Consider the following 20,208-nt stretch of genomic DNA (forward strand, 5'->3'; position numbering starts at 1 on the left):
TCTGGCGGCAAAAAAAATAATCTACTTAGCATATACTGATGGAGGGCTATTAAACTTCCTTTTACATTATGAAACCATTTGATATCCTTGTAAACGAAAAAAAATTCCAGTATGACGCTCCCAACATTTCGGGAGAAGGATTATTAATACTGGTAGGATTACCCCATTCTTTGGACTATGAAATATTGTTCAAGCTAAATCACAAAGAATTTGAACCGATTCAGTTAGATGAGATTGTTGACCTGACCAATCCCGAGATTGAAACGTTTTTAATCAAGCCGCTTCCTTCCACAACAATTGAAGTGGATGATGAACGCTATCCAATTGCGCAAATTTTCATGACACCAAAGGAGATACTGGTGTTAGCCGGAATCAAGGCCGACAATCATTACCTGAAACAAATTCAGGAACATAAAGAAATCACTTACAAGAACGACATGGACTATACCATAGCCATAGTTAACAAGATGAAATTTGTAAGCTGCAAACTTTCCAGTACAACCGTTTCGTGATGGGAACTAGTGAAATAAAAGATCAACTTGAAAAACTGGGCTATCAGGTGATAACCTACTCATCTCCGAATGGGAAGGTGCTAGACTTTATCGGATTTCTCTTCCGAATTCCTCTAGGACGCTTTAAAGGACAAGAAATTGAGGTGGCAATTAATGCCCCTCAGTTTCCCGTCATACCGCCATCTGGGCCCCACATTAAACCGCATATTCTACCGATAACAGGCGGCGGGGGGAGTCATCCGTTTGGAGGTATACACGCTCGTGAGCAGCCCAGTGGAGAATTTCAATACTGGAGCAGACCGTTTAGTGACTGGGAGAACACCGATAAGAATATGAAAACTTACCTGGCATTTTTAAGAACATTATTAGATTTCGAATGAATTACGCTGTAGCCATATCAGAAGAAAATAACAAAATTTTATTGGACCATCTGATCCGCAGGGATGGACAGGAAGACCTCTGCTTTGCATTATATGAAATTAGCAATTCCAAAAGCAGCACTTTTGCATCAATACTGGAAATAATATTACCAGAAAAGGGAGATAGGGAAGTACATGGTAATGTCAGTTTCAATCCACAATTCCTGGATAGGGTCACCTCCAGGGCAATTGCAAAAAAATGCGGTATCTGTTTTATGCACAGCCACCCTTCTTATGGATGGCAGGGAATGAGCCAGGATGATGTTGAGGCAGAAAGTATGCTTGCGCCCAGAGTAAAAGCAATTACAGCACTACCCTTATTGGGGATGACTTTGAGCCAGGATGGCTTATGGAGCGCAAGGTTCTGGGTTAAAGATGCGCCAAAAAGTTATAAAAGACACTTTTGTAACAAGGTCAGAGTGGTCGGAAAAGGTCTGCATGTTTCTTTTTATGACGAACTGTCCCCTAAGGTACTCTTTGGGGAAGAATTCACCCGAACCATTTCCTCATGGGGAGAGGCAAAACAATCAGCCATCGCCCGACTCCGAATTGGTATTGTCGGCTTAGGAAGTGTCGGATCTATAATTGCCGAATCCCTAGTTAGAACTGGCGTACAGCAAATTGTACTTATTGATTTTGACAAAGTTGAACGTAAAAATTTGGACAGGCTACAGGGCATAGGACCGGCTTCAATAGGTAAGTTGAAAGTAGAAGAGATTAAAAAATACATGGAAAGCATTTCCTCCGGCACAGCGGGTAACATCAGCGCAGTACCCTACAGCATTGTCGAGTCTGAGGGCATGTTAGCTGCTCTGGACTGTGACCTGCTCTTTTGCTGCGTAGACCGGCCTTGGCCTAGATACATCCTAGATAGAATTTCGTTTGCAAACCTGATCCCTATTATAGACGGAGGCATAGATGCGGAAATCAATAAAAAGCACAGTAATCTGCATCAGGCCAGATGGAAAGCACATGCTTGCGGACCTGGCCGAATTTGCATGAAATGCATTGGTCAATATACCCCCGAGGATGTATCATTGGAAATGTCAGGCTTATTAGAGGACCAACACTACATTAAAGGGCTGCCTAAAGAACATTTCGTCAACGGTGGTGAAAATGTGTATGCTTTCAGTATGGGCGTAGCTGCAATGGAAATGCATCAGTTTCTTTCCATGGTTTTAATGCCCAAAGGGCAATATTACGGACCGAAGGAATATGACTTTAATTCTGGTAATATAGATGCTGATTTTCCATTTTCATGCAAAAACAACTGTGATAACTTACCTATCCTAGCTACGGGAGATAAGATAAACAAACATTTAATTTCTACCCATGAGGCCGCTGCCGCATCAAGAAACTCAGCAGAAAAAATAGTCCTGGAAAGCCCAGGAAAAACATGGCTACAACAGTTAAAAGATTGGACTAGCAGGATGTTCAGTCGAATTGACTAGCGCAGATTTTTTAATCACCAAATTAATAACACTACATTATTAATATATTTGTAACTTTATATCATGTCAAAAGCTAATAACAACGTTTCAAAAGACAGCACAAGCGATGGGTTTTCCTATCTTACTAAACGCACGCTGGTTGCAAAAGCTAAAAGTGCAGGAAAATTTGCTGCTAAAAATGCTATGGAAACCATGGGTTATGTCGTAGCTGTGAAAGACGGATGGCTGGTAAAGCAGTATAGTAATGGGGACATCGAGAAAGTCTCAGAAGTGGGATCTAAATAGGACTAGCTTTGATGGCTACAGCAACGCGAAACAGTCCGCAACTTCGTCTTAGGATATTTGCAGGACCAAACGGCTCCGGCAAAAGCACCGTTATCAAAGAAATAAGAGAAAGTAAAGTCAATGGAAAAGAAATAGATTTTGGGATCTATATCAATGCAGATGACATTGCCAAAAACTTATCCGAGGGGACATTTTCTCTAACCACTTACGAAATCACTTCAAACCAGGGCGAATTTACAGCCTTCGCAAAGAGCTCAGGTCTTCTGGGGAGAGACTTTAGCCTTGAAGATCTGGAAAGTGCTATCGCGATTAGTGAAAATCATATTTTGGTGATAAAACCATTATTTAAAGACAGAATTGCGCAACTTATCGCCAGATTTTTAAGAGAAGCCCTGCTGGCTAGAAAAAAAAGATTTTCATTTGAGACCGTCTTCTCCCATGAATCTAACATTGAGTTTATGGAACAGGCCGCCAAAGAGGGCTACAAGGTATATTTGTATTTCGTTTCAACTGAGTCCCCTGAAATCAACAAATACCGTGTAAAACTTAGAGTACTACAGGGAGGACACGATGTGGACGAAGATAAAATCGAAAAACGATATTACAGGTCTCTTGAGCTTCTTCATGCCGCGGCTGAAATATCATATCAAACATATTTTTTCGACAACTCTGGACTTGAAGAACCGTTAAAACTGATCGGACATTTCAAACAGATCGATAATGAAAAAGTATGGGATGAGCTCGAGGATATGAATAACATATATTGGTTCAAAACCTATTATTTAGAAAAACTAAACAGAAAGCCTTAGTCTCTTTCCTGCATTAGTTTGTAGTTCATGAATGTTAAATGAAAACAAAATCAGGGCAAGATAGACACGCACAATCTAAGGCGATCTTCTGCAGAAAAATGCCTTTCCGTAGTGTTAAAAGCGAAACCCCAAAGGTTTCGCAGGCCGCAAGCGAGCGGCGGGATGAGCACCAAACGCCTGGCGCCTTTAAAAACTGGTGCAGTATGCCATTTAATCATGAATGAAAATGAGAACCGCCTTCGTGGCTTCTTTCCAATAAAAGTATACTCAGCAGTCTCCTTTTTTCTATCCTCTTATTAGCACCAGCCCATCAAAGTATACCAGGAGTATACTTCAACATGCCCCAGCAGCAGCGTAGGGCATAAAGTAGGGCTCTGCCCAACTTCCGCTTGCTCCTTTTCTTTTTGGAAAAGGACTATCGCGTTAAACAACAACTTCACTGTAGACCACTAACCACTGTCCACCTGAATTAAGGAAACTGTGCTGGCGCGAATCGGATCGTAAGACGGCTTGTAGTCAATATAACCATAGGTCACCAGCTCCGCAATGCACTTGTGGTAGGTGGATAAAGACCTGATCCGTGAAAACTGCATCAGCTTTCGCCGACAAACACGAAACTCAGCTTTCGCATTAGCCGGGCTATAATAGAATATCGCCATGAATAGACTAAGGTGTGAGGGCAGCAGCCGATAGTCGCCTGTTGCCCGTTCCAGAAAATTCTCAATAGGAAATGACAGTTTCATTGGCTTAACTAGTTTTGGTTAAGTTTTCTTCAAGGACTTTAGTCAGGTCCTCGTTTTTGTAATAAAAGATATTCCCCACTTTACTGAAACGAAGTGTGCCATTGATGCGTAAGGTTTGTAGTGTTCCTGGCGATATGCCTAGCAGCGTCCTTACGTCCGAACTTCTCAGCCATTTCTTTGAGATCTTATCCGCACCATCCATTTTGAGATTCCTTAATTCTTCAAAAAATTCTTTTTTGAAATTTTCTAGATCCTCTTTGGTAATTAAATCCAATGTTGTCATAGGCATTATATTTATATTTTTAATCGTATCCGGCAATAATAGATTTTTTGATTATTCAAATCTCTAGTAGAGATCAATATATTTTTCACACCCTGTTACCACCTTGCTATTTTTAAATTACTTACATGCGATCCTTTTTTCCAATGGTCATTGAGGTATACTAATACTTTCGTCAAAATAAGTGACAAGCGATTATATAAATCTGATATTGGAAAGATTGGTAAAATAAAACGGGTTAATAATTGCTAAAAAATAGCCATATCCAAAATAAAGGCAGAATTTGTCATTAGATCGGCATTTCACCAAATAAGGCCATTCGTTCCGCATTTTTGACTGCGCCCTGTTTCGCTCCAAACGGATTACCTAATTTCGGCGCAAAGTGGCCGTATTTAGATCTAAGGCTGCTTTTCAATCAATTTTCTTCCTGATTTCAAAGATATGAGTGAGGAAGACCCGGAAACTATCACTGGACCGGAATAGTGATGATATTTTAATGACTGGTTTACGAGTTTGAGAACGGCTGATTTTACCGAAGCGAAAGTTTATTAAGTGTTAAAAGCTTTTGGGATGTTTCCTGCTTAATTTTTCTGATAATCGGAGACGGCACCTTGACGGGAAGTTTGATGATTGCTAAGGCAACTGTTTGCGCTAGAGCATATTGTTTGTTGTCAAAATACAAATTGAACAAATCGTATCTTGATAAAAAACGATTAGGTACCATGTTGATGGACCGTTTAAGTGCATTTTCGGCCTCTCTGATATTCCGTTCATCTAAGTAACAGAGTGCCAACCTTCTTTGCAGAACATAACTGTCACGTATGGCGATTAATCTCTTAAGAATACGTTTGCTTTGCCCGACTTTATAGTTATAAAAAAGGGCTTGTGAATAAAGATCTAAAAATTGTTCATTTCCATTAAATGCTGGATATAACAATTTACAAATTGAGTCTGCTTCTCCATAAAACTCTTGTTTAAATAACGTTTTAGCCTCTTTCATATTTGAATACTCCCGGTGTAACAAGATGCGGTCATAGGAATGAAAAGTCGTTACTCCAACAACAAAACCAACTACAATTATGGTATGTCTCAACTTTTGTAATCCTAAAACAAATCCCCAAAATATCAACAATGAACAACCAAATGCCAACTGAAAGTAATTTACATCAAATACATGAGTAAATAGCGCAGCCACTGCGATCGTAATTATGTTAAACACCGTTATAGTCATTAGATTATTATGTAAGTGACTTTTTACGGTATCTACGGTTTTCCAGACCAGCCATAAGAAGCAGAGACAGATAGCAATCCCGATTAAACCTAATTCGATAAACAACTGAAAATAATCGTTATATACAAAATTGACGCTATCTGCCAACAAAAGTTCCGATTGAGTGAAGTCACCCCTTTCAAAATACACTTCCTGATAATGACAATAATAATTTGGAAAATTGTGAATCCCAACACCATGGAAATAATGATCTTTTGCAATTTCAGTCGAAACCTTATAAATTAACAACCGACCTTTTGAAGAATCCACCTTGATAAATATTGAGACCACCGGAAGGGCAATAATTGGTATCACAAGTAAACAATATTGAAGTCGCCGTGAAACCTTTCCATTTATACTAATAAAAATTAGGATTGTGATTGCCGTGAATGCGCCGATCAAAAACGATCTACTTCCGAATAGTAAACTTAAAACTATAATAAAGCAAATATAAAACCCCAACGGGTACTTGTTTTTTTTTAATGAGCTGACAGACGGCATTTCTATATCGATTAATCGTTAGAAGTATTTTGCTCAAAAATGTAAATTTTAACCGTCAAATTTATAAAAACAAATAAATAACGCCTATTTTTTTGACAAAACATAAATTTGTGATTAATTCGAATTTCTTAATTCCTGTTATCAATTATTATAATTTTAGTTTTAGCTCCTCAATAACTATCTTTAGCGAAATTTTCACTCAGTATGATCCCTAAATACTTTAACGCTCGAAAATTAACTTTCCTGTTTGTTACTTTTGCTGTCATTTCATCTTGTTCGGAACCTATACCGGCTGAAGTAGAAAACCTATTAACCCTTTCTGGAGACAATAAATCCGAACTGTTAAAGCCTATCCAATACTTTAAAAAGCAGAAAGATTCGGACAAGTTAAAAGCATATTATTATATGCTCCAAAACCTTGAGGATAAATATAGTTTGCAGGGGGATGAAATCGATAATTATGATGCCATTTTTAAGGTTTTTGGCAAATACATTCAAAAAAAGAAGTTCGTCTATAAAAGCTCCCCGGTTATTAAAGCGAAATGGGATTCATTAGTTAATAAATATGGAACACCAACAGCTGATGAACTCAATATTGTAAAAGATTACCAGGTTTTGAAAGGTGACGATCTTATAAAAAACATCAACTACGCATTTAAAAGCTATAAAACGCGCTGGAGTAAAAACCTCTCGTTTGAAGAATTTTGTGAATACCTTCTCCCTTATAAATTATTGAATGAGAAACCAGAACCTTGGCAACAGCAGACGTATTTAATGCATAAGCCAATTTTTGACAAATATAAAAATTTGAATACGTTGAATTTGGTAGACAGCGCCAACAGCGCACTTGAAAAGATCTATGATACGAACCATATACTTTGGGAATATCCATTTGATATGTCATTTTCTAATATGATTCTCGCCAAGAGGGGCACATGCAAGCAAATAGTAGCCCAGACAGCCAGGATTTTTAGAGCAAATGGTGTTCCGGTTGGGATCGATTACACACCCCAATGGGGAGACAGGCCAAACAGCCATTTTTGGAATACTGTTGTTCTGGAAAACGGCAAAAACGTTTCATTTGATGCAGTCACTGTCCCGTTCGGCGGGGTAGAGCGATTCCATTATAGGCTGGCAAAAGTCTTTAGAATGACTTTTAAGCGCCAAACTTTACTATTACCTCGCGATACCAACGAAGTCCCGGCGGCTCTACTAGATGATAGAAGAAAAGATGTCACCAAGACCTATGTAAAGGCATATTCTTTCAAAATTCCGGTGACTAATCCGATTAATAATACTCACAAATTTACCTCGGCAGTCATTTGTTCTTACGCTAAAGCTGGATGGAGAGCTCAGGATTGGGGTGAAGTGTCAGGAAATAATGCCTCGTTTAAAGACATTGGATCGAACTTGGCCTATATTGTTATGTTCTATTTAAATGACGAATACATACCGGCTTCTGATCCTTTCATTTTATCTAAAAATGGGTCAATTCATTTTCTCTCTCCAAAAAAAACGGCAACACTTGACATGAAAGTCACCCGAAAAAACCCTAGTTGGCCGGTTAATAAGAAAAACATGGAAACCTCCATTGGAGCAAAATTTCAAGTCTCCAATAAAGCAGATTTTAGCGATGCCATTACTTTGGATTCTATTGTGAATATGCCTTCAAAATTTGAAGAAATTAAATTCAAGCTAAGCAAAAAATTCCGATATGTGAGGATGATCGGGCCAATGAAAAAAAACGCCGTTATCGCAGAGCTTGAATTTTTTACAAAAAATGAAGTTGGTCTGGAAAGTAAACTTGAAGGGCGAGTCATAGGCTATCCCGAAGTGACTAAAGACGCAGGCTCACCCTACTCAAATGCTTTTGATAATGATCCAGCTACCTTTTTCATGGGTGGAAAGAAAACCTTTGGATGGGCTGGATTGTCATTGAAAGAACCATCTGTAATTACCAAGGTTCGGTACGCTCCAAGAAGCGATACGAATTTTATTTTGGTGGGTGATCTGTATGAATTATTTATCTGGAAGTATGGTTCTTGGATGTCTTTGGGCAAACAAAAAGCGCCGAATCAATTCCTGATCTTCAAGAAAGTTCCATCAAATGGATTATATCTCCTCCACAATCACACCAGAGGTAATGAAGAACGAATTTTCACATATGAACACGACGAACAAATTTGGTGGTAATAGATGCGACTGCGCTTAGCCATTCCCGGAATTCTTGTGTTATGTATGACCGCTTGTTACTCCCTCAGAAATGAAGGATCCATCGGCATGCAATCTGACAAAGTGCATCAGGTAACTGGAGTTCCGAACCATATTCCCGGCGTAGTTATCTTCAAATATCGGCAAAAGGTAAATGCAGCGAATAATCCTGGAACGATGCCTTCTTTAGAGTTAAACAGCACTTCTACGTTTACCGTTGAAAAAGCTTTTAACGATACATCTTCTATTTTAAAAAATATCTTCATCATTAAATTCCCAAATAAAGTCTCCGTTGAGATGGTTGCTAGTGAGCTACGGAAAAATAGAAATGTAGAATACTGCGAGCCAAGTTATGTACATAAGGTTTATTCTACACCCAACGATCCACTGTTATCGTCAAATAAATATTTTCAGCAGGTTGATGCATATCGGGCGTGGGATCTACATAAAAGTTCAGCGAAGGTGATTGTTGGTATCGTAGATACAGGATGTGATTTGGACCACGAGGATCTTTCCGAAAATATATTATACAATACGGCTGATCCATTAAATGGCATAGATGATGACGACGATGGTTATACAGATAATTTCTACGGGTGGGATTTCGCAGGAAATAACCAAAACACTTTAAACGAAGACAATGACCCGGGAATATTTTCTAAGGAGCTTGAACATGGAACCCATGTTAGCGGACTAGTTTCATCAGTATCAGATAATGCCATGGGTACTGCGAGTTTAAGCTTAAATGCAAAGATGCTGATTGTGAAATGCGCCGCAGATGATAATGGCTTAACCATTTTTCGAGGTTATGAAGGGATTAAGTATGCAGTTGATCATGGCGCCAAAATAATCAACTGCTCATGGGGCAATACAGTAAACTCTTCATTTGGTAATGATATAATCAAATATGCGATAAGCAAAGGATGTTTAGTAGTAGCAGCTGCCGGAAATGACAATCTTGAAACTCCTCAGTATCCTGCAGCATACGAAGGAGTATTGGCAGTTTCCAACGTAAATAATGACGATTTAAAAGGCACAAGCTCCAACTATGGCAGATATATTGGCATTTCCGCTCCGGGCACAAATATTCTTAGTACAACATATGGTAATAGTTACGGTCTCAAATCAGGAACATCAATGGCTAGCCCTATCATATCGAGTGCCATCGCATTGTTATCATCGCATTTTCCGTCATTAACACTAGAGCAAATCGCTGAAAAACTAAAAGTTACGAGCGATCACATAGATGAAATAAATACCTCCTACAAAGGCAAGCTTGGGGTGGGACGATTAAACTTATATCATGCACTTACCAAAACATTGCCATCAATACATTACCAAACATTAAAATATTCAACTGACGACATTACTGTTAATGGGCAAACAGTTTCATTAGAGCTCGGCATAAAAAACTTTCTTGCGTCAACAACAAATATAAGAGCAACTCTAAGCACAGATAGTCCAGGAATCACTTTATTAGACTCGATAATATTTGTAGGCAATCTTCAATCACTTGAAACAAAGAAAATTGGCTCATTTAAATTTAAAATCGATGAAGAGCTATCAATCAATACTATTGTCGAGTTCAAAATAACTTATAGCAATGATGACGGCTATTCTTATAGCGAATACTTCAATAAGTTAATAAATAACGATTATCTCGACTATAGTTTCAATAAAATAACAACAACCGCCACTAGCAATGGCAGGGTTGGATATCGGAATACAGATGCAGCTCTTGGAAAGGGCTTTATCTATAATTCAGAGAATCTGTTATATGAATGTTCATTGATTGCAGGAATGTCAAGCAGTCAACTATCTAATAACACTAGAAACTCGTCAACCTTCGCTGATGAGGATTTTCAGACAAAACTAAAAGTTCACCAGCAACTTAAAAGCGACACGATAGCTATCCTATCGGCCTCTTTCGACGACTTAAGCAACAATAACGGACTCAAAATAATAATCGATCAAAAACATAAAGCCTTTAAAGGTATTAACGCGGAAAACTATATTATTGTAACCTACTCGGTAACCAACACCAATAATTTCCCGTTAAATAACTTTTACCTGGGATTATTTACGGACTGGGATATCAGTGATAACTCAAATGATTTAACAAAGTTTGACAAAACTGATAAAGTTGCCTATGCTTATGCCAAAAAAGATCCGACCGTCTTTGCCGGCGTTAAGCTCCTGAATGAAAATTTATTTGCTAATTACTACCCTCTCGTAGATGGTATGCCAGGTAATCCGCTCTCAGATAGTCGACTTACTAAAAATGAAAAATTTGAATTGATTTCTAGCGGGATAAAAAAATCCGAATTGGGAGAAAATATATCCGAAAAATCAGATATTTGTTCATACTTAGGTTATGGACCTGTTCTGATAAAAGCGAAATCAACCACTTCTTTCAGCTTTGCTTTATTAGCCGGAAATTCCCTCGAAGATATAATAGCCAGCGGACGAAACGCAAGTAAGAAATCTGTTTATGATGAAGTTATGTCGAACAGTAAGATCCAACCAGAATTAAAAACTATTTTTCCAAATCCCGTATATAATACAGGAACTATAGCTTTCTTTATCCCAGAGTCTGGAAGGGTAAGTCTGACTTTGTTTGACCCCCTTGGCAAAAGGCTCCAAACAATTTCTGACCAAGATTATCCTCAGGGCTTGAATCACATAGATCTCAAAGTTGCTGATTTAGCTAGCGGAATGTACTTTTATGAAATGAAATATAAATCTTATCGCAAGGCTTTAAAAATGCTTGTTATAAAATAGGCAGATATTTTCTCAGATGTGGGATCTTTCTAATAATATGTGACAAATATTTCAAGAGGAGCATTCAGATATAATTCCCCCCTGTCATATATAATGTTAGTATAACAAGAGCCCGAACATAAATAGTCCGGGCTCTTGTTGATTAAGAGTTTCGATTAATAAATCGTTGTTTTATCAAAGATTTCCTTGTATGGCATATTATATGCCTGAATTATATACGTATCGGATGTGGAATCACGAAAATATGCCTTATTGACAAACATATTAAAACTTTTGAGCGGCCAAAAAAGAAAATCAAAATCTCGTTTTATATAATCCTCCTTGGGAACATTTTCTGGATAACCAAGGTGAATACTCAATTTATTAAAACTAGCTTTGTCGATCTGCAAAATAATATATGTGCAATATTCATTCTCACTTTTTTGATAGATATACAGGCTGTCTACTGGGATTCCAAAACAAGAGAATTTGGTCGCCATTGGTGCCAGCATTTTATTGAACTGCAATAATATCAACGGATGTCCTGCCGCGGTCTTTTCCAACTTGGTCAATTTAATGTCTACAAAATTATCGTCAACAAATGTCCGTAGTTTTGCGGTGTCAAAAATTACCTCTTGCAGTTCCATATTTTTTTTAGATTGAGCAAATATATCTGAACAACTGATCAAAATACAAATAAAAATTAGAACGAATTTCATTAACAATCATTTGGGTCTGTATAATGACTCCTTTCCTCATCGTTAAAAACAATAGCGCTACTACCGCTTCCAGTTACACCAGCCGTGCCCATATGGCTCGACATATAGGTATTTACCTGAGCTTTAAAATAGGTTTGCATGGCGGCATCAGATGGATACGTCGGCGAAGCCCGAAATTCTGTATATGTCATGTTTCGTGCCCATTCTGTAGCAGCGGCGGCAATGTTTGCTGCCTCACCCCCACTCAGTGGAGTTGTGGTGCCGTTTGCATTTGTGTAAAATGTCGGAAGTCCATAAACCAGATGATTCACTTGAATGTTCCGGTATGCCAAAACAGAACCACCACTACCGATCCACGCCATTTTTAACGAAATCTTATTCAGACCGGCTTCCTGCCAGTTGGCAGCAGTAGTTTTTTTAAAAGAAAAGCTCTCACAATCCGTATCAAAAACTGCTTCTGCATCGTCATAGTCTCCACCTTCAGAACAGGTATTATCTTCATAACACTCTGGATCTCCAGGTTCTTCCCATTCTTCATCCTCCACTGGTTCGCAAATCGTTTCATACCAAACAGCTCCCGTTTCCGACCAATTACAGATCTCTACTTCCTCACCGCCCTCGGCGGTAACTGTGAAGCAATCTATTTCATATTCAATAGTCTCATAAGTAACACAGTTTTCGGTGCTAGTTGAAGCTAATTCTTTAATATTCTTTTTACCTTTGTATTTAATGCTGTGTTTGGCCCTACCATTATTGATCTTAATAGCAAACAGTTTTGTACCATCCCATTTAGAATAGACTAACCAGCCACTAAAATTTCGGTCAAGTTTACCGGTTCTGTTAGATTTAACATCTTTGGAAAATTTTCCAAGACAGCTTACATCAGGAACAAAGGTGATAATCCTCTGATTGACTTTACCCGTTGCCTTATCTTTATAAATAACCAATCTGTCAAAGCTTCCACGAAGTATTTTTTGAATGACATCTTTACTTTCCTTGACGTTGTTAAACGACAAGATAACCGACGGCCTTTTGTTATAAACCAAAGGCATTTCCAAATAAGTAAATTTGGAACTTTCAGTTGTTATTGCCTTACTGAAAATTGCGAATTTCTTGTTCTTCCGCGTCTCGGAAGAAGTGGAGATCGCCGATTTGAGTACAATTTTACCTTCTTTCTTTATAAGGGATTTATAATACATCTTACCCTGAGCAACATTCATCGGGTAATTAGGATCTGCCAACTGTTCTTTTACTACTGCAGAATTTGGACTTGAGGAATCTTTACGACATGCGAAGAAAATGCCGATAAATAGAAGTGCTAAAAAAACTGCACTGAGCTTTGTTTTCATGATGAAGCGTTTAATTTAAAATTTTATGTTTTTGCTAAGTTAGTCACATTCTTTTTATTTCAAAAATTTTTTAGCGTTACAACGAAAATATTTGGCATAATTTAGTATGTGTGGTCGCCGTGTGATTTATATTCATCAATAAAGATAATTCCGTTCAATCAATAATATACCAAATCATGAGAAAACCTAAAATGGAAATTATATCATGAATGATATCGTTTACATTAAATTGATGTTGAGATTGGGGAAAATCCAAAATTGGCAATTTCAGAATCCTAATATGGATTTTACCAATTGCAACAAGACTATCTAATAGGCTGCTAAAAGTCCGACCTACAGTAGGTCTCAGAAACTCTACAGTTATAGATGATATTTACCGTTTTGGCGTTCTGAACATTTCGGAAATTTTTACGTAAATGCCCAAAGCTAAAAAGGGAACGTTTGAAAAACCGTTCCCTTTTTAGCAGGCCACAAATGCGCGCGGGCCATATAATAAAGACCACCTACAATAGAATGGCTACATTTAGAAAGGCCATAAAAATAAAACATTTAATCTTGCCGCACGTGCGCCAACCAGCTCATTTTCTTCATCTTCCGTCAACTGCGGGACATGCATGTCCTTCTGTTTCTCAAGCAGATCCTTAAACTGCTTCAACCTTACCGGTAAAAACTTCATTGGCCTCTATGTTCCAATTCCATTCTGTTGACTTCCAGAAGCCTGTTAATCGTGCGGACATCGACCTGAAAAAAATAGCGACCTGTTGTTTGGTATAACTGTATTTTCTGCTCAAAAAGCATACCTCTAAAAATTTAAGGCTTTTGTAAAGTTCCCTAAGCACATCATGGTTATTCAGTATGTTTTTTCGGTCGATAACCGAATTAAGCAAATCTTTCATGTTATCAAGTTAGCTTTAATTAAGGTATTTATCATATTACATCTAGCAGGGCTATCACTTGCAGGCCAGCCATTCCTTTATCTATATCAAGGTTTCTACGCATTTTTAGTTCTCCCATATTTTTGATTAAGCATAGCCATATCTTTTCCAACTTTCAAATCAAGAATTTTCGCATAATGTTGGGTAGTCTTAATACTCTTATGCCCAAGCATTTTAGAAACTGTTTCAATGGGCACATTATTGTTCAGGGTAACTGTTGTAGCGAAGGTATGGCGGGCCATATGGAAAGTCAGAGATTTAGTAATTCCACAGACATCTGCGATCTCCTTCAGGTAACTATTCATTCTCTGATTACTTAACACTGGAAACATAAGACCCTTATCTACGGACTCGGTATGATCCCTATAACGGTCAACTAGTTCAATAGCCCCATTCATTAAAGGGATATGAGTTTCCGTTCCCGTTTTCTCCCGATCAGTAAAAATCCAAAGATTACCATCCACTCCATTTTTAAGATCTGTACGACGGAGCTTCTTGACATCTATATATGCAAGTCCAGTGTAACAGCTGAAAACAAATATATCGCGTACTTGGGCAAGTCTCTGTATACTAAAATGTTTTTGGCCAACAATATCCAGCTCTTCCTGGGTCAAATATTCCCGTTCCTTAGCCTTGGCTGTATTTTTATAAAAAGCAAAGGGGTCTGCTTTAATCCATTGGTAGGCGAGACAAAGGTTTGTAATTTTCTGGAAATGTACCATGTATTTAGCGGCAGTCGTTGGACAACAGCCTTTATTTGACCGAAGATAAAATTCATATCCAGTTACAAAAGCAAAATCGATAACACACACGTCGACATCAGGTTTTCCGTAGCACTTCAGTAAATAAGAACTCATATGCGCAAAAGAAGTTTTATACCCCTTGAGGGTACTTTGTTTAAAGCCCTTACCTATTAAAGCTTCGATTTTTACATTATGATCTGCAAAAACTTCCAACAAATAATGCCGCCGATCAGCGAGCCCTAAATATTTATCCTTCATTAATTGAGCAGTGATCTCAACTTTTTCCCGTACTAGCTCAGTGTGGATTTCCTTCATCCGTATCTCGAGGGTTTCCAAGTATCGGTTTAATAATCGTGCTTCTTCTTTATTGCCAATGGCTCTACCAGCCTTGGATGACCACAACGACGGACTGCATTCACGTCCTGCTGACAATTCTTTTGGTAAACCATTGACAGTAACCCGAATGTACACAGGCACCCTGTCTCCCTGTACATAATTTTTGGGTTTTTTTAAGTAGAAAAGCAAAGAATAATTCGCGCTCATAATATCTAATTTTTAAGTGAACAAAATTAGAATTGCAGCGACTCGTAATCAAGATGTCCATTTTTCGAACCACCTATATATCAATGCCTTATATCACTTCCAGTGAGTAAAGCCACTTGGATTCGTAACTCACCGAATTACTCACTATTTGAATGACAATAATTGAATAATTTGATGCCTTACTAAAACAAAAAAGCCTCCAAATCAACGATTTGCAGGCTTTTATACGTTTTGATACTCATTTTAGTGGTCTCGACGGGAATCGAACCCATATCTAAAGTTTAGGAAACTTCTATTCTATCCGTTGAACTACGAAACCAATTTACGATTCAAAAGCAATAAAGCTTCAAATCGCAGGCGCAAATATAATAATAAAACAATGCCTTTAAAATTAAAAAAGTAATCAAACAATTTGAGCTTACCTTACTACACTGCCGTTGTTATGCTTGTCAACAGGAGCCACAAATGCCAGTTTACCCTCCGCATCTTCAGACATCAGGATCATTCCCTGCGATACAATTCCCTTGATCTCCCTCGGGGCAAGGTTTACCACCAGGCTCACTTGTTGTCCGACGATATCCTCCGGTTTATAATACTCTGCGATACCCGATACCACCGTGCGCTGATCTATCCCGGTATCTAAAGTAAGCTTCAAAAGCTTCTTGGTCTTCTCTACCTTTTCCGCCGCAATAACCGTCGCTACCCTGATATCGACCGCACTAAACTGATCAAAATCAATGTTTTCCTTAGGCGAAGCAACAACTGCCGTCGCCGCAATATTATCTACTTTACTTTTGTTCAGTTTATCTATCTGCGCCTGTACCTCTTCATCCTCAATCTTTTCAAACAGCAAAACCGGCTCGTTCAACTGGTGACCACGGTGCAGCAAATTGGTCTTACCCGCATCTTCCCACATATGCCCGCCATAGTTCAGCATTTTCATCAGCTTATCTGCAGTAAACGGCAGGAAGGGCTCAATCAATATTTCCAGTGTCGCCGCAATCTGCAAACTGATGTTCAGAATTGTACGTACACGGTCTTCATCGGTCTTGATCACTTTCCAGGGTTCAGTATCTGCCAGATATTTATTGCCAAGACGTGCGACATTCATCACTTCCGACAAAGCCTCTCTGAAACGGTAGTTTTCAATAGAAGCGCTTATTTTAGCAGGGAAAGCTGCCAGGTCGTCCAATACCTGCTGATCCTCAGGCGTAACATGCATGCACATCGGTACCTTACCCTCAAAATATTTATGGGTAAGCACCACCACACGGTTGATGAAATTGCCAAATACAGCAACCAGCTCATTGTTATTCCTGGCCTGAAAATCTTTCCAGGTAAAATCATTATCCTTTGTTTCAGGCGCAGTAGCCGTCAGAACATACCGCAGCACATCCTGCTTGCCCTTAAACTCCACCAGGTATTCGTTCAGCCAGACCGCCCAGTTTTTTGAAGTCGAAATTTTCTGCCCTTCCAGATTCAAAAACTCATTTGCCGGCACATTATCCGCTAAAATATAACCTCCATGAGCCATGAGCATGGCAGGAAAAATGATACAATGAAAAACAATATTGTCCTTACCAATAAAATGCACCAGCTTGGTTTCATCATCTTTCCAGTACTCCTCCCAGCTTCCTTTCTCTACTTCATTCTGGTTGATATAGTACTCCTCAGCCATCGGGTTCCATACATCCAGACGGGCGTATTCAAACAATTCTTTGGTAGCAGAAATGTAGCCGATAGGCGCGTCAAACCAGACGTAGAGTACTTTGCCTTCCGCATCTTTAAGCGGAACCTTAATTCCCCAGTCCAGGTCCCTGGTCATCGCCCGCGGCTGCAAACCCGCATTCAGCCAGCTTTGGCATTGGCCGTACACATTTGGTTTCCACTCCTTGTGGCTCTCTATATATTTTCTTAACTGATCTTCATACTTATCGAGCGGCAAAAACCAGTTTTTGGTCTCTTTTCTCACCGGCGGCTCACCAGACAAGGTAGATTTTGGATTGATCAGGTCAGTTGCATTTAAGGTGCTGCCGCAATTTTCGCACTGATCACCATACGCATTTTCATTTCCGCATCTCGGACAAGTCCCGGTAATGTACCTGTCTGCCAGAAAGGCCTGCGCCTTTTCATCATAGTACTGTTCGGTAACCTCTTCAGTAAACACTCCTTTTTCATACAGCGTTTCAAAAAAACCAGAAGCCGTCTGGTGGTGCATTAAAGAGGATGTCCGGTGATAAATGTCAAATGAAACACCAAATTCTTTAAAAGAATCGCCAATGATCTTGTGGTATTTATCTACGACCACCTGCGGGCTCACTCCTTCTTTTTTTGCCTTTAGGGTAATGGGCACACCATTTTCATCAGATCCGCAAACAAATTTTACCTCTCTTTTATTCGAACGAAGATACCTCACATAAGTATCAGCAGGCAGGTAAACTCCGGCCAAATGACCAATGTGCACCGGCCCGTTGGTATAAGGCAAAGCGGCCGTAACGGTATATCTTTTTATTTTACTGCTATCCAAAACTATTTTTATTATTTTGGCAAAGATAAGTCTTTTAGTAATGATTCAACAGCCGGCATATTTAAAAAAAGGTGATAAAATTGCAATAGTTTGTCCCGCCAGTAAGCTTCCGCAAAGCATAGACGGAGCAATAGCTATTTTCAAATCCTGGGGGCTGGAAGTAGAGACAGGACAAACCGTAAGCGCTGAGCATCACCAATTTGCCGGTGATGACGCATTAAGGACACAAGATCTGCAGCATTATTTAGATGATCCTGATATTAAGGCAATTATTGCCGGAAGGGGCGGGTACGGCACCATCAGGATCATTGACGAACTCGATTTTACCGCATTTGCCGCAAATCCCAAATGGATTGTCGGGTTTAGTGACATTACGGTTCTGCTTTCTCATATCTTCGCAAGTTTTGGAATCCAGAGCATCCATGCACAGATGCCATATACATTTGACGAAGCCATGCCCGAATCGTTGGAATCTTTAAGAAAAGCCTTATTTGGTGAAAAAATAGAATATAACTACAAGGCAATCACCCAGTCTAAAGATAGGAGCCCTTCAGCGCTTGTAGCAAACAGGCTGGGCCAGGCGAGCGGCATACTAATAGGCGGCAACCTGACCCTACTGGTCATGGTAGAGGGCTCCCAATCGGAAATGGACTATACAGACAAGATTCTTTTCATTGAAGATGTGGGGGAGCGCGAGGTTTCCATAGACCGCATGATGCGCATGCTGAAACGCAGCGGTAAGCTGGCAAAACTAAAAGGGCTTATCGTTGGTGCATTCAATGAGATCAAAGAAGAAAAAATACCGTTCGGCCAATCTCCCGAAGAGATCATTTGGGAAATTGTAAAGGAATATGATTATCCGGTATGTTTTAATTTCCCTGTAGGGCATATCGAGGACAACAGGGCGATGGTGGTGGGGAGTGAGGTGACCCTTAGTATAACAAACGATGGAATAAACATAAAGAGTCTGCATCATAAGTGATGATCTAGAGTCTTTTTAATACACATGCGCTAAACAAAAGTGTTTAGCTGCTCTTCATTTATTCCGGAATATAAATCTCCAGGTCTCTGGCAGGACCGCTGGCGACATTTAGTAAATCGAGTTGTGGTTTCTCCTTTAGAAGGCTTCTTGTAACAGAATCGTTACTATTGCTCTTTGATTGCGTGAATTATTTGCGTTATATTTAATAGATCACCCTTAATTGTTTAATATGAAACCATTTAAGTTAATGCTCTTCGGCTTCGTAGCCTTGACCGCATGCAAACCAAATGACTCTCAACCTCCCGGAAAGAAGTACACTCTTCCTAACAATAAGTTGAAACAGGTAGTTGAAGTTTATTCTTCATGCCCTTACGATTATGTGTCCCCTATCACGTCCTATCAGGGTGTGGAAAGCCCAGTGAATTTAAATAGCGACCCAGGATTTGGAAGATATGCAGACGATGCATATGATAGAGGGTATAAAGCAGGTTACATGGACGGTGTTTTTTATCATAACTACTTTGGTACAAGTCAAGAAACTTCAATCTGTACTGATATGCAGGTCAAATTGCTGGTCGGAAATGTATCTTCTCCTGGAATGCAAAAACAAGTAAACTTGGGATATGTGTTGCAGCCCGGAGAAACAACTCTAGGGCCTATTGTTGTTAGTAGTGGATGCATTATCTCTTGGGTTTTGAAACGTTGTATATTAAGAAATCAGGCTTCTCCTAAATGGCTTAGAATGCAATATGAATTTAATAATTCATATCCTGGGCGAGCCCCTGATCAAGTTTCTTTTGATGCTGGCCGTCTCGCGGGATATAACGTTTGCATAAATTTCGAACCTGTTGCACCTATGCCAGAATAATAATATCATAGAGTCCGTATCATAATCATGATCGGGGTTTTATTTGGTTTAAATATCCGATTTCAGATATTTAAGTCACAAACACCAGAACAACATGGCCTCAAAAAAACCTGTTTTCAAACATTATTACCAGGATCAGCTCATGGCTTTTCCACCAACTTTTGATGAACTCATCCCTGCTGATACCGTCAGGGTAGTGGATACGGTTATCAATGCGATTAATGTAGCTCCTCTTCTCGAGGCCTATCATATTCGGGTGCATTAAACTATCAGCCGATCCTGCTCTTAAAAGTTTTGGCCT

General features: G+C 39.2%; 19 protein-coding genes and 1 tRNA gene. 10 read left to right on the forward strand and 10 right to left on the reverse strand.

The genetic code is table 11. The features are described 5' to 3' along the window. The first annotated feature begins 68 nt into the window (after nt 1–68). The 5 genes from VK541_RS08495 to VK541_RS08515 all read left to right on the forward strand — a co-directional run bounded on the left by VK541_RS08495 (nt 69) and on the right by VK541_RS08515 (nt 3,476). A complete protein-coding gene (locus VK541_RS08495) occupies nt 69–512 on the forward strand; it encodes a multiubiquitin domain-containing protein (protein WP_324368891.1) in 444 nt (147 codons plus the stop codon). Then, nucleotides 512–892 (forward strand): hypothetical protein, encoded by a 381-nt coding sequence (locus VK541_RS08500; protein WP_324368893.1) that lies wholly within the window; start codon nt 512–514, stop codon nt 890–892. The genes VK541_RS08495 and VK541_RS08500 overlap by 1 nt, the downstream gene beginning before the upstream one ends. Then, nucleotides 889–2,382 (forward strand): ThiF family adenylyltransferase, encoded by a 1,494-nt coding sequence (locus tag VK541_RS08505; protein WP_324368895.1) that lies wholly within the window; start codon nt 889–891, stop codon nt 2,380–2,382. The genes VK541_RS08500 and VK541_RS08505 overlap by 4 nt, the downstream gene beginning before the upstream one ends. 63 nt (nt 2,383–2,445) lie before the next feature. Next, a complete protein-coding gene (locus tag VK541_RS08510) occupies nt 2,446–2,667 on the forward strand; it encodes a hypothetical protein (protein WP_324368897.1) in 222 nt (73 codons plus the stop codon). Nucleotides 2,668–2,675: 8 nt separating this feature from the next. Beyond that, a complete protein-coding gene (locus VK541_RS08515) occupies nt 2,676–3,476 on the forward strand; it encodes a hypothetical protein (RefSeq protein WP_324368899.1) in 801 nt (266 codons plus the stop codon). 449 nt (nt 3,477–3,925) lie between these two features. On the opposite strand, the gene VK541_RS08520 is transcribed toward VK541_RS08515, so the two are convergent. From VK541_RS08520 to VK541_RS08530, 3 genes are all read right to left on the reverse strand, one after another. Further along, nucleotides 3,926–4,219, reverse strand: a complete 294-nt coding sequence (locus VK541_RS08520) for a hypothetical protein (RefSeq protein ID WP_324368901.1) — start codon at nt 4,217–4,219, stop codon at nt 3,926–3,928. Nucleotides 4,220–4,223: 4 nt separating this feature from the next. Beyond that, nucleotides 4,224–4,502 carry a helix-turn-helix domain-containing protein gene (locus tag VK541_RS08525; RefSeq protein ID WP_324368904.1) on the reverse strand — a complete coding sequence of 93 codons (279 nt, stop codon included), beginning with the start codon at nt 4,500–4,502 and terminating at the stop codon, nt 4,224–4,226. 526 nt (nt 4,503–5,028) lie between these two features. Beyond that, the gene (locus VK541_RS08530; protein WP_324368905.1) at nt 5,029–6,270 is read right to left on the reverse strand and encodes an O-antigen ligase family protein; all 1,242 of its coding nucleotides are present in this window, start codon (nt 6,268–6,270) and stop codon (nt 5,029–5,031) included. Between the two features lie 204 nt (nt 6,271–6,474). Here VK541_RS08530 and VK541_RS08535 point away from each other — a divergent pair, with 204 nt between their 5' ends. Both VK541_RS08535 and VK541_RS08540 read left to right on the forward strand, forming a co-directional pair. Next, complete coding sequence (locus VK541_RS08535; RefSeq protein WP_324368908.1) at nt 6,475–8,463, forward strand: hypothetical protein; 1,989 nt, start codon at nt 6,475–6,477, stop codon at nt 8,461–8,463. A gap of 3 nt (nt 8,464–8,466) precedes the next feature. Continuing rightward, nucleotides 8,467–11,262 carry a S8 family peptidase gene (locus tag VK541_RS08540; protein ID WP_324368909.1) on the forward strand — a complete coding sequence of 932 codons (2,796 nt, stop codon included), beginning with the start codon at nt 8,467–8,469 and terminating at the stop codon, nt 11,260–11,262. 155 nt (nt 11,263–11,417) lie between these two features. Here VK541_RS08540 and VK541_RS08545 read toward each other — a convergent pair whose 3' ends face one another. From VK541_RS08545 to metG, 7 genes are all read right to left on the reverse strand, one after another. Then, the gene (locus tag VK541_RS08545; RefSeq protein ID WP_324368911.1) at nt 11,418–11,888 is read right to left on the reverse strand and encodes a hypothetical protein; all 471 of its coding nucleotides are present in this window, start codon (nt 11,886–11,888) and stop codon (nt 11,418–11,420) included. A 71-nt stretch (nt 11,889–11,959) separates the two neighbouring features. Further along, nucleotides 11,960–13,309: a hypothetical protein gene (locus VK541_RS08550; protein ID WP_324368913.1), complete on the reverse strand. Its 1,350-nt coding sequence runs from the start codon at nt 13,307–13,309 to the stop codon at nt 11,960–11,962. 523 nt (nt 13,310–13,832) lie between these two features. Further along, nucleotides 13,833–13,964, reverse strand: coding sequence for a hypothetical protein (locus VK541_RS08555; RefSeq protein ID WP_324368915.1), 132 nt, complete (start codon nt 13,962–13,964; stop codon nt 13,833–13,835). Next, a complete protein-coding gene (locus tag VK541_RS08560; RefSeq protein WP_324368917.1) occupies nt 13,951–14,205 on the reverse strand; it encodes a hypothetical protein in 255 nt (84 codons plus the stop codon). Before VK541_RS08560 ends, VK541_RS08555 begins: the two co-directional genes overlap by 14 nt. A gap of 95 nt (nt 14,206–14,300) precedes the next feature. Continuing rightward, on the reverse strand, nt 14,301–15,530 hold the full coding sequence (locus tag VK541_RS08565) for a site-specific integrase (protein ID WP_324368920.1): 1,230 nt from the start codon (nt 15,528–15,530) through the stop codon (nt 14,301–14,303). Between the two features lie 247 nt (nt 15,531–15,777). Continuing rightward, a tRNA-Arg gene (locus tag VK541_RS08570) sits at nt 15,778–15,849 on the reverse strand. Nucleotides 15,850–15,948: 99 nt separating this feature from the next. Next, nucleotides 15,949–18,057, reverse strand: a complete 2,109-nt coding sequence (metG, locus tag VK541_RS08575) for a methionine--tRNA ligase (protein ID WP_324368922.1) — start codon at nt 18,055–18,057, stop codon at nt 15,949–15,951. Nucleotides 18,058–18,097: 40 nt separating this feature from the next. Here metG and VK541_RS08580 point away from each other — a divergent pair, with 40 nt between their 5' ends. The 3 genes from VK541_RS08580 (at nt 18,098) to VK541_RS08590 (ending at nt 20,172) form a co-directional block, all read left to right on the forward strand. Further along, nucleotides 18,098–19,039 carry an LD-carboxypeptidase gene (locus VK541_RS08580; protein ID WP_324368924.1) on the forward strand — a complete coding sequence of 314 codons (942 nt, stop codon included), beginning with the start codon at nt 18,098–18,100 and terminating at the stop codon, nt 19,037–19,039. 229 nt (nt 19,040–19,268) lie between these two features. Continuing rightward, the gene (locus tag VK541_RS08585) at nt 19,269–19,907 is read left to right on the forward strand and encodes a hypothetical protein (protein ID WP_324368926.1); all 639 of its coding nucleotides are present in this window, start codon (nt 19,269–19,271) and stop codon (nt 19,905–19,907) included. A gap of 94 nt (nt 19,908–20,001) precedes the next feature. Continuing rightward, a complete protein-coding gene (locus tag VK541_RS08590; protein ID WP_324368928.1) occupies nt 20,002–20,172 on the forward strand; it encodes a hypothetical protein in 171 nt (56 codons plus the stop codon). The last annotated feature ends 36 nt before the right edge of the window (nt 20,173–20,208 follow it).

The organism is Pedobacter sp., from assembly GCF_035317785.1.
In the GTDB taxonomy this organism is placed as follows: domain Bacteria; phylum Bacteroidota; class Bacteroidia; order Sphingobacteriales; family Sphingobacteriaceae; genus Pedobacter.

What these genes read in the sequence shown, in the direction of transcription:
- VK541_RS08560 (WP_324368917.1), bottom strand. Translation starts at nt 14,205, where the DNA reads ATGAAAGATTTGCTTAATTCGGTTATCGACCGAAAAAACATACTGAAT.
- VK541_RS08540 (WP_324368909.1), top strand. Translation starts at nt 8,467, where the DNA reads ATGCGACTGCGCTTAGCCATTCCCGGAATTCTTGTGTTATGTATGACC.
- VK541_RS08530 (WP_324368905.1), bottom strand. Translation starts at nt 6,270, where the DNA reads ATGCCGTCTGTCAGCTCATTAAAAAAAAACAAGTACCCGTTGGGGTTT.
- VK541_RS08535 (WP_324368908.1), top strand. Translation starts at nt 6,475, where the DNA reads ATGATCCCTAAATACTTTAACGCTCGAAAATTAACTTTCCTGTTTGTT.
- VK541_RS08510 (WP_324368897.1), top strand. Translation starts at nt 2,446, where the DNA reads ATGTCAAAAGCTAATAACAACGTTTCAAAAGACAGCACAAGCGATGGG.
- VK541_RS08550 (WP_324368913.1), bottom strand. Translation starts at nt 13,309, where the DNA reads ATGAAAACAAAGCTCAGTGCAGTTTTTTTAGCACTTCTATTTATCGGC.
- VK541_RS08500 (WP_324368893.1), top strand. Translation starts at nt 512, where the DNA reads ATGGGAACTAGTGAAATAAAAGATCAACTTGAAAAACTGGGCTATCAG.
- VK541_RS08565 (WP_324368920.1), bottom strand. Translation starts at nt 15,530, where the DNA reads ATGAGCGCGAATTATTCTTTGCTTTTCTACTTAAAAAAACCCAAAAAT.
- VK541_RS08495 (WP_324368891.1), top strand. Translation starts at nt 69, where the DNA reads ATGAAACCATTTGATATCCTTGTAAACGAAAAAAAATTCCAGTATGAC.
- VK541_RS08580 (WP_324368924.1), top strand. Translation starts at nt 18,098, where the DNA reads ATGATTCAACAGCCGGCATATTTAAAAAAAGGTGATAAAATTGCAATA.
- VK541_RS08545 (WP_324368911.1), bottom strand. Translation starts at nt 11,888, where the DNA reads ATGGAACTGCAAGAGGTAATTTTTGACACCGCAAAACTACGGACATTT.
- VK541_RS08505 (WP_324368895.1), top strand. Translation starts at nt 889, where the DNA reads ATGAATTACGCTGTAGCCATATCAGAAGAAAATAACAAAATTTTATTG.
- VK541_RS08520 (WP_324368901.1), bottom strand. Translation starts at nt 4,219, where the DNA reads ATGAAACTGTCATTTCCTATTGAGAATTTTCTGGAACGGGCAACAGGC.
- VK541_RS08590 (WP_324368928.1), top strand. Translation starts at nt 20,002, where the DNA reads ATGGCCTCAAAAAAACCTGTTTTCAAACATTATTACCAGGATCAGCTC.
- VK541_RS08585 (WP_324368926.1), top strand. Translation starts at nt 19,269, where the DNA reads ATGAAACCATTTAAGTTAATGCTCTTCGGCTTCGTAGCCTTGACCGCA.
- VK541_RS08525 (WP_324368904.1), bottom strand. Translation starts at nt 4,502, where the DNA reads ATGACAACATTGGATTTAATTACCAAAGAGGATCTAGAAAATTTCAAA.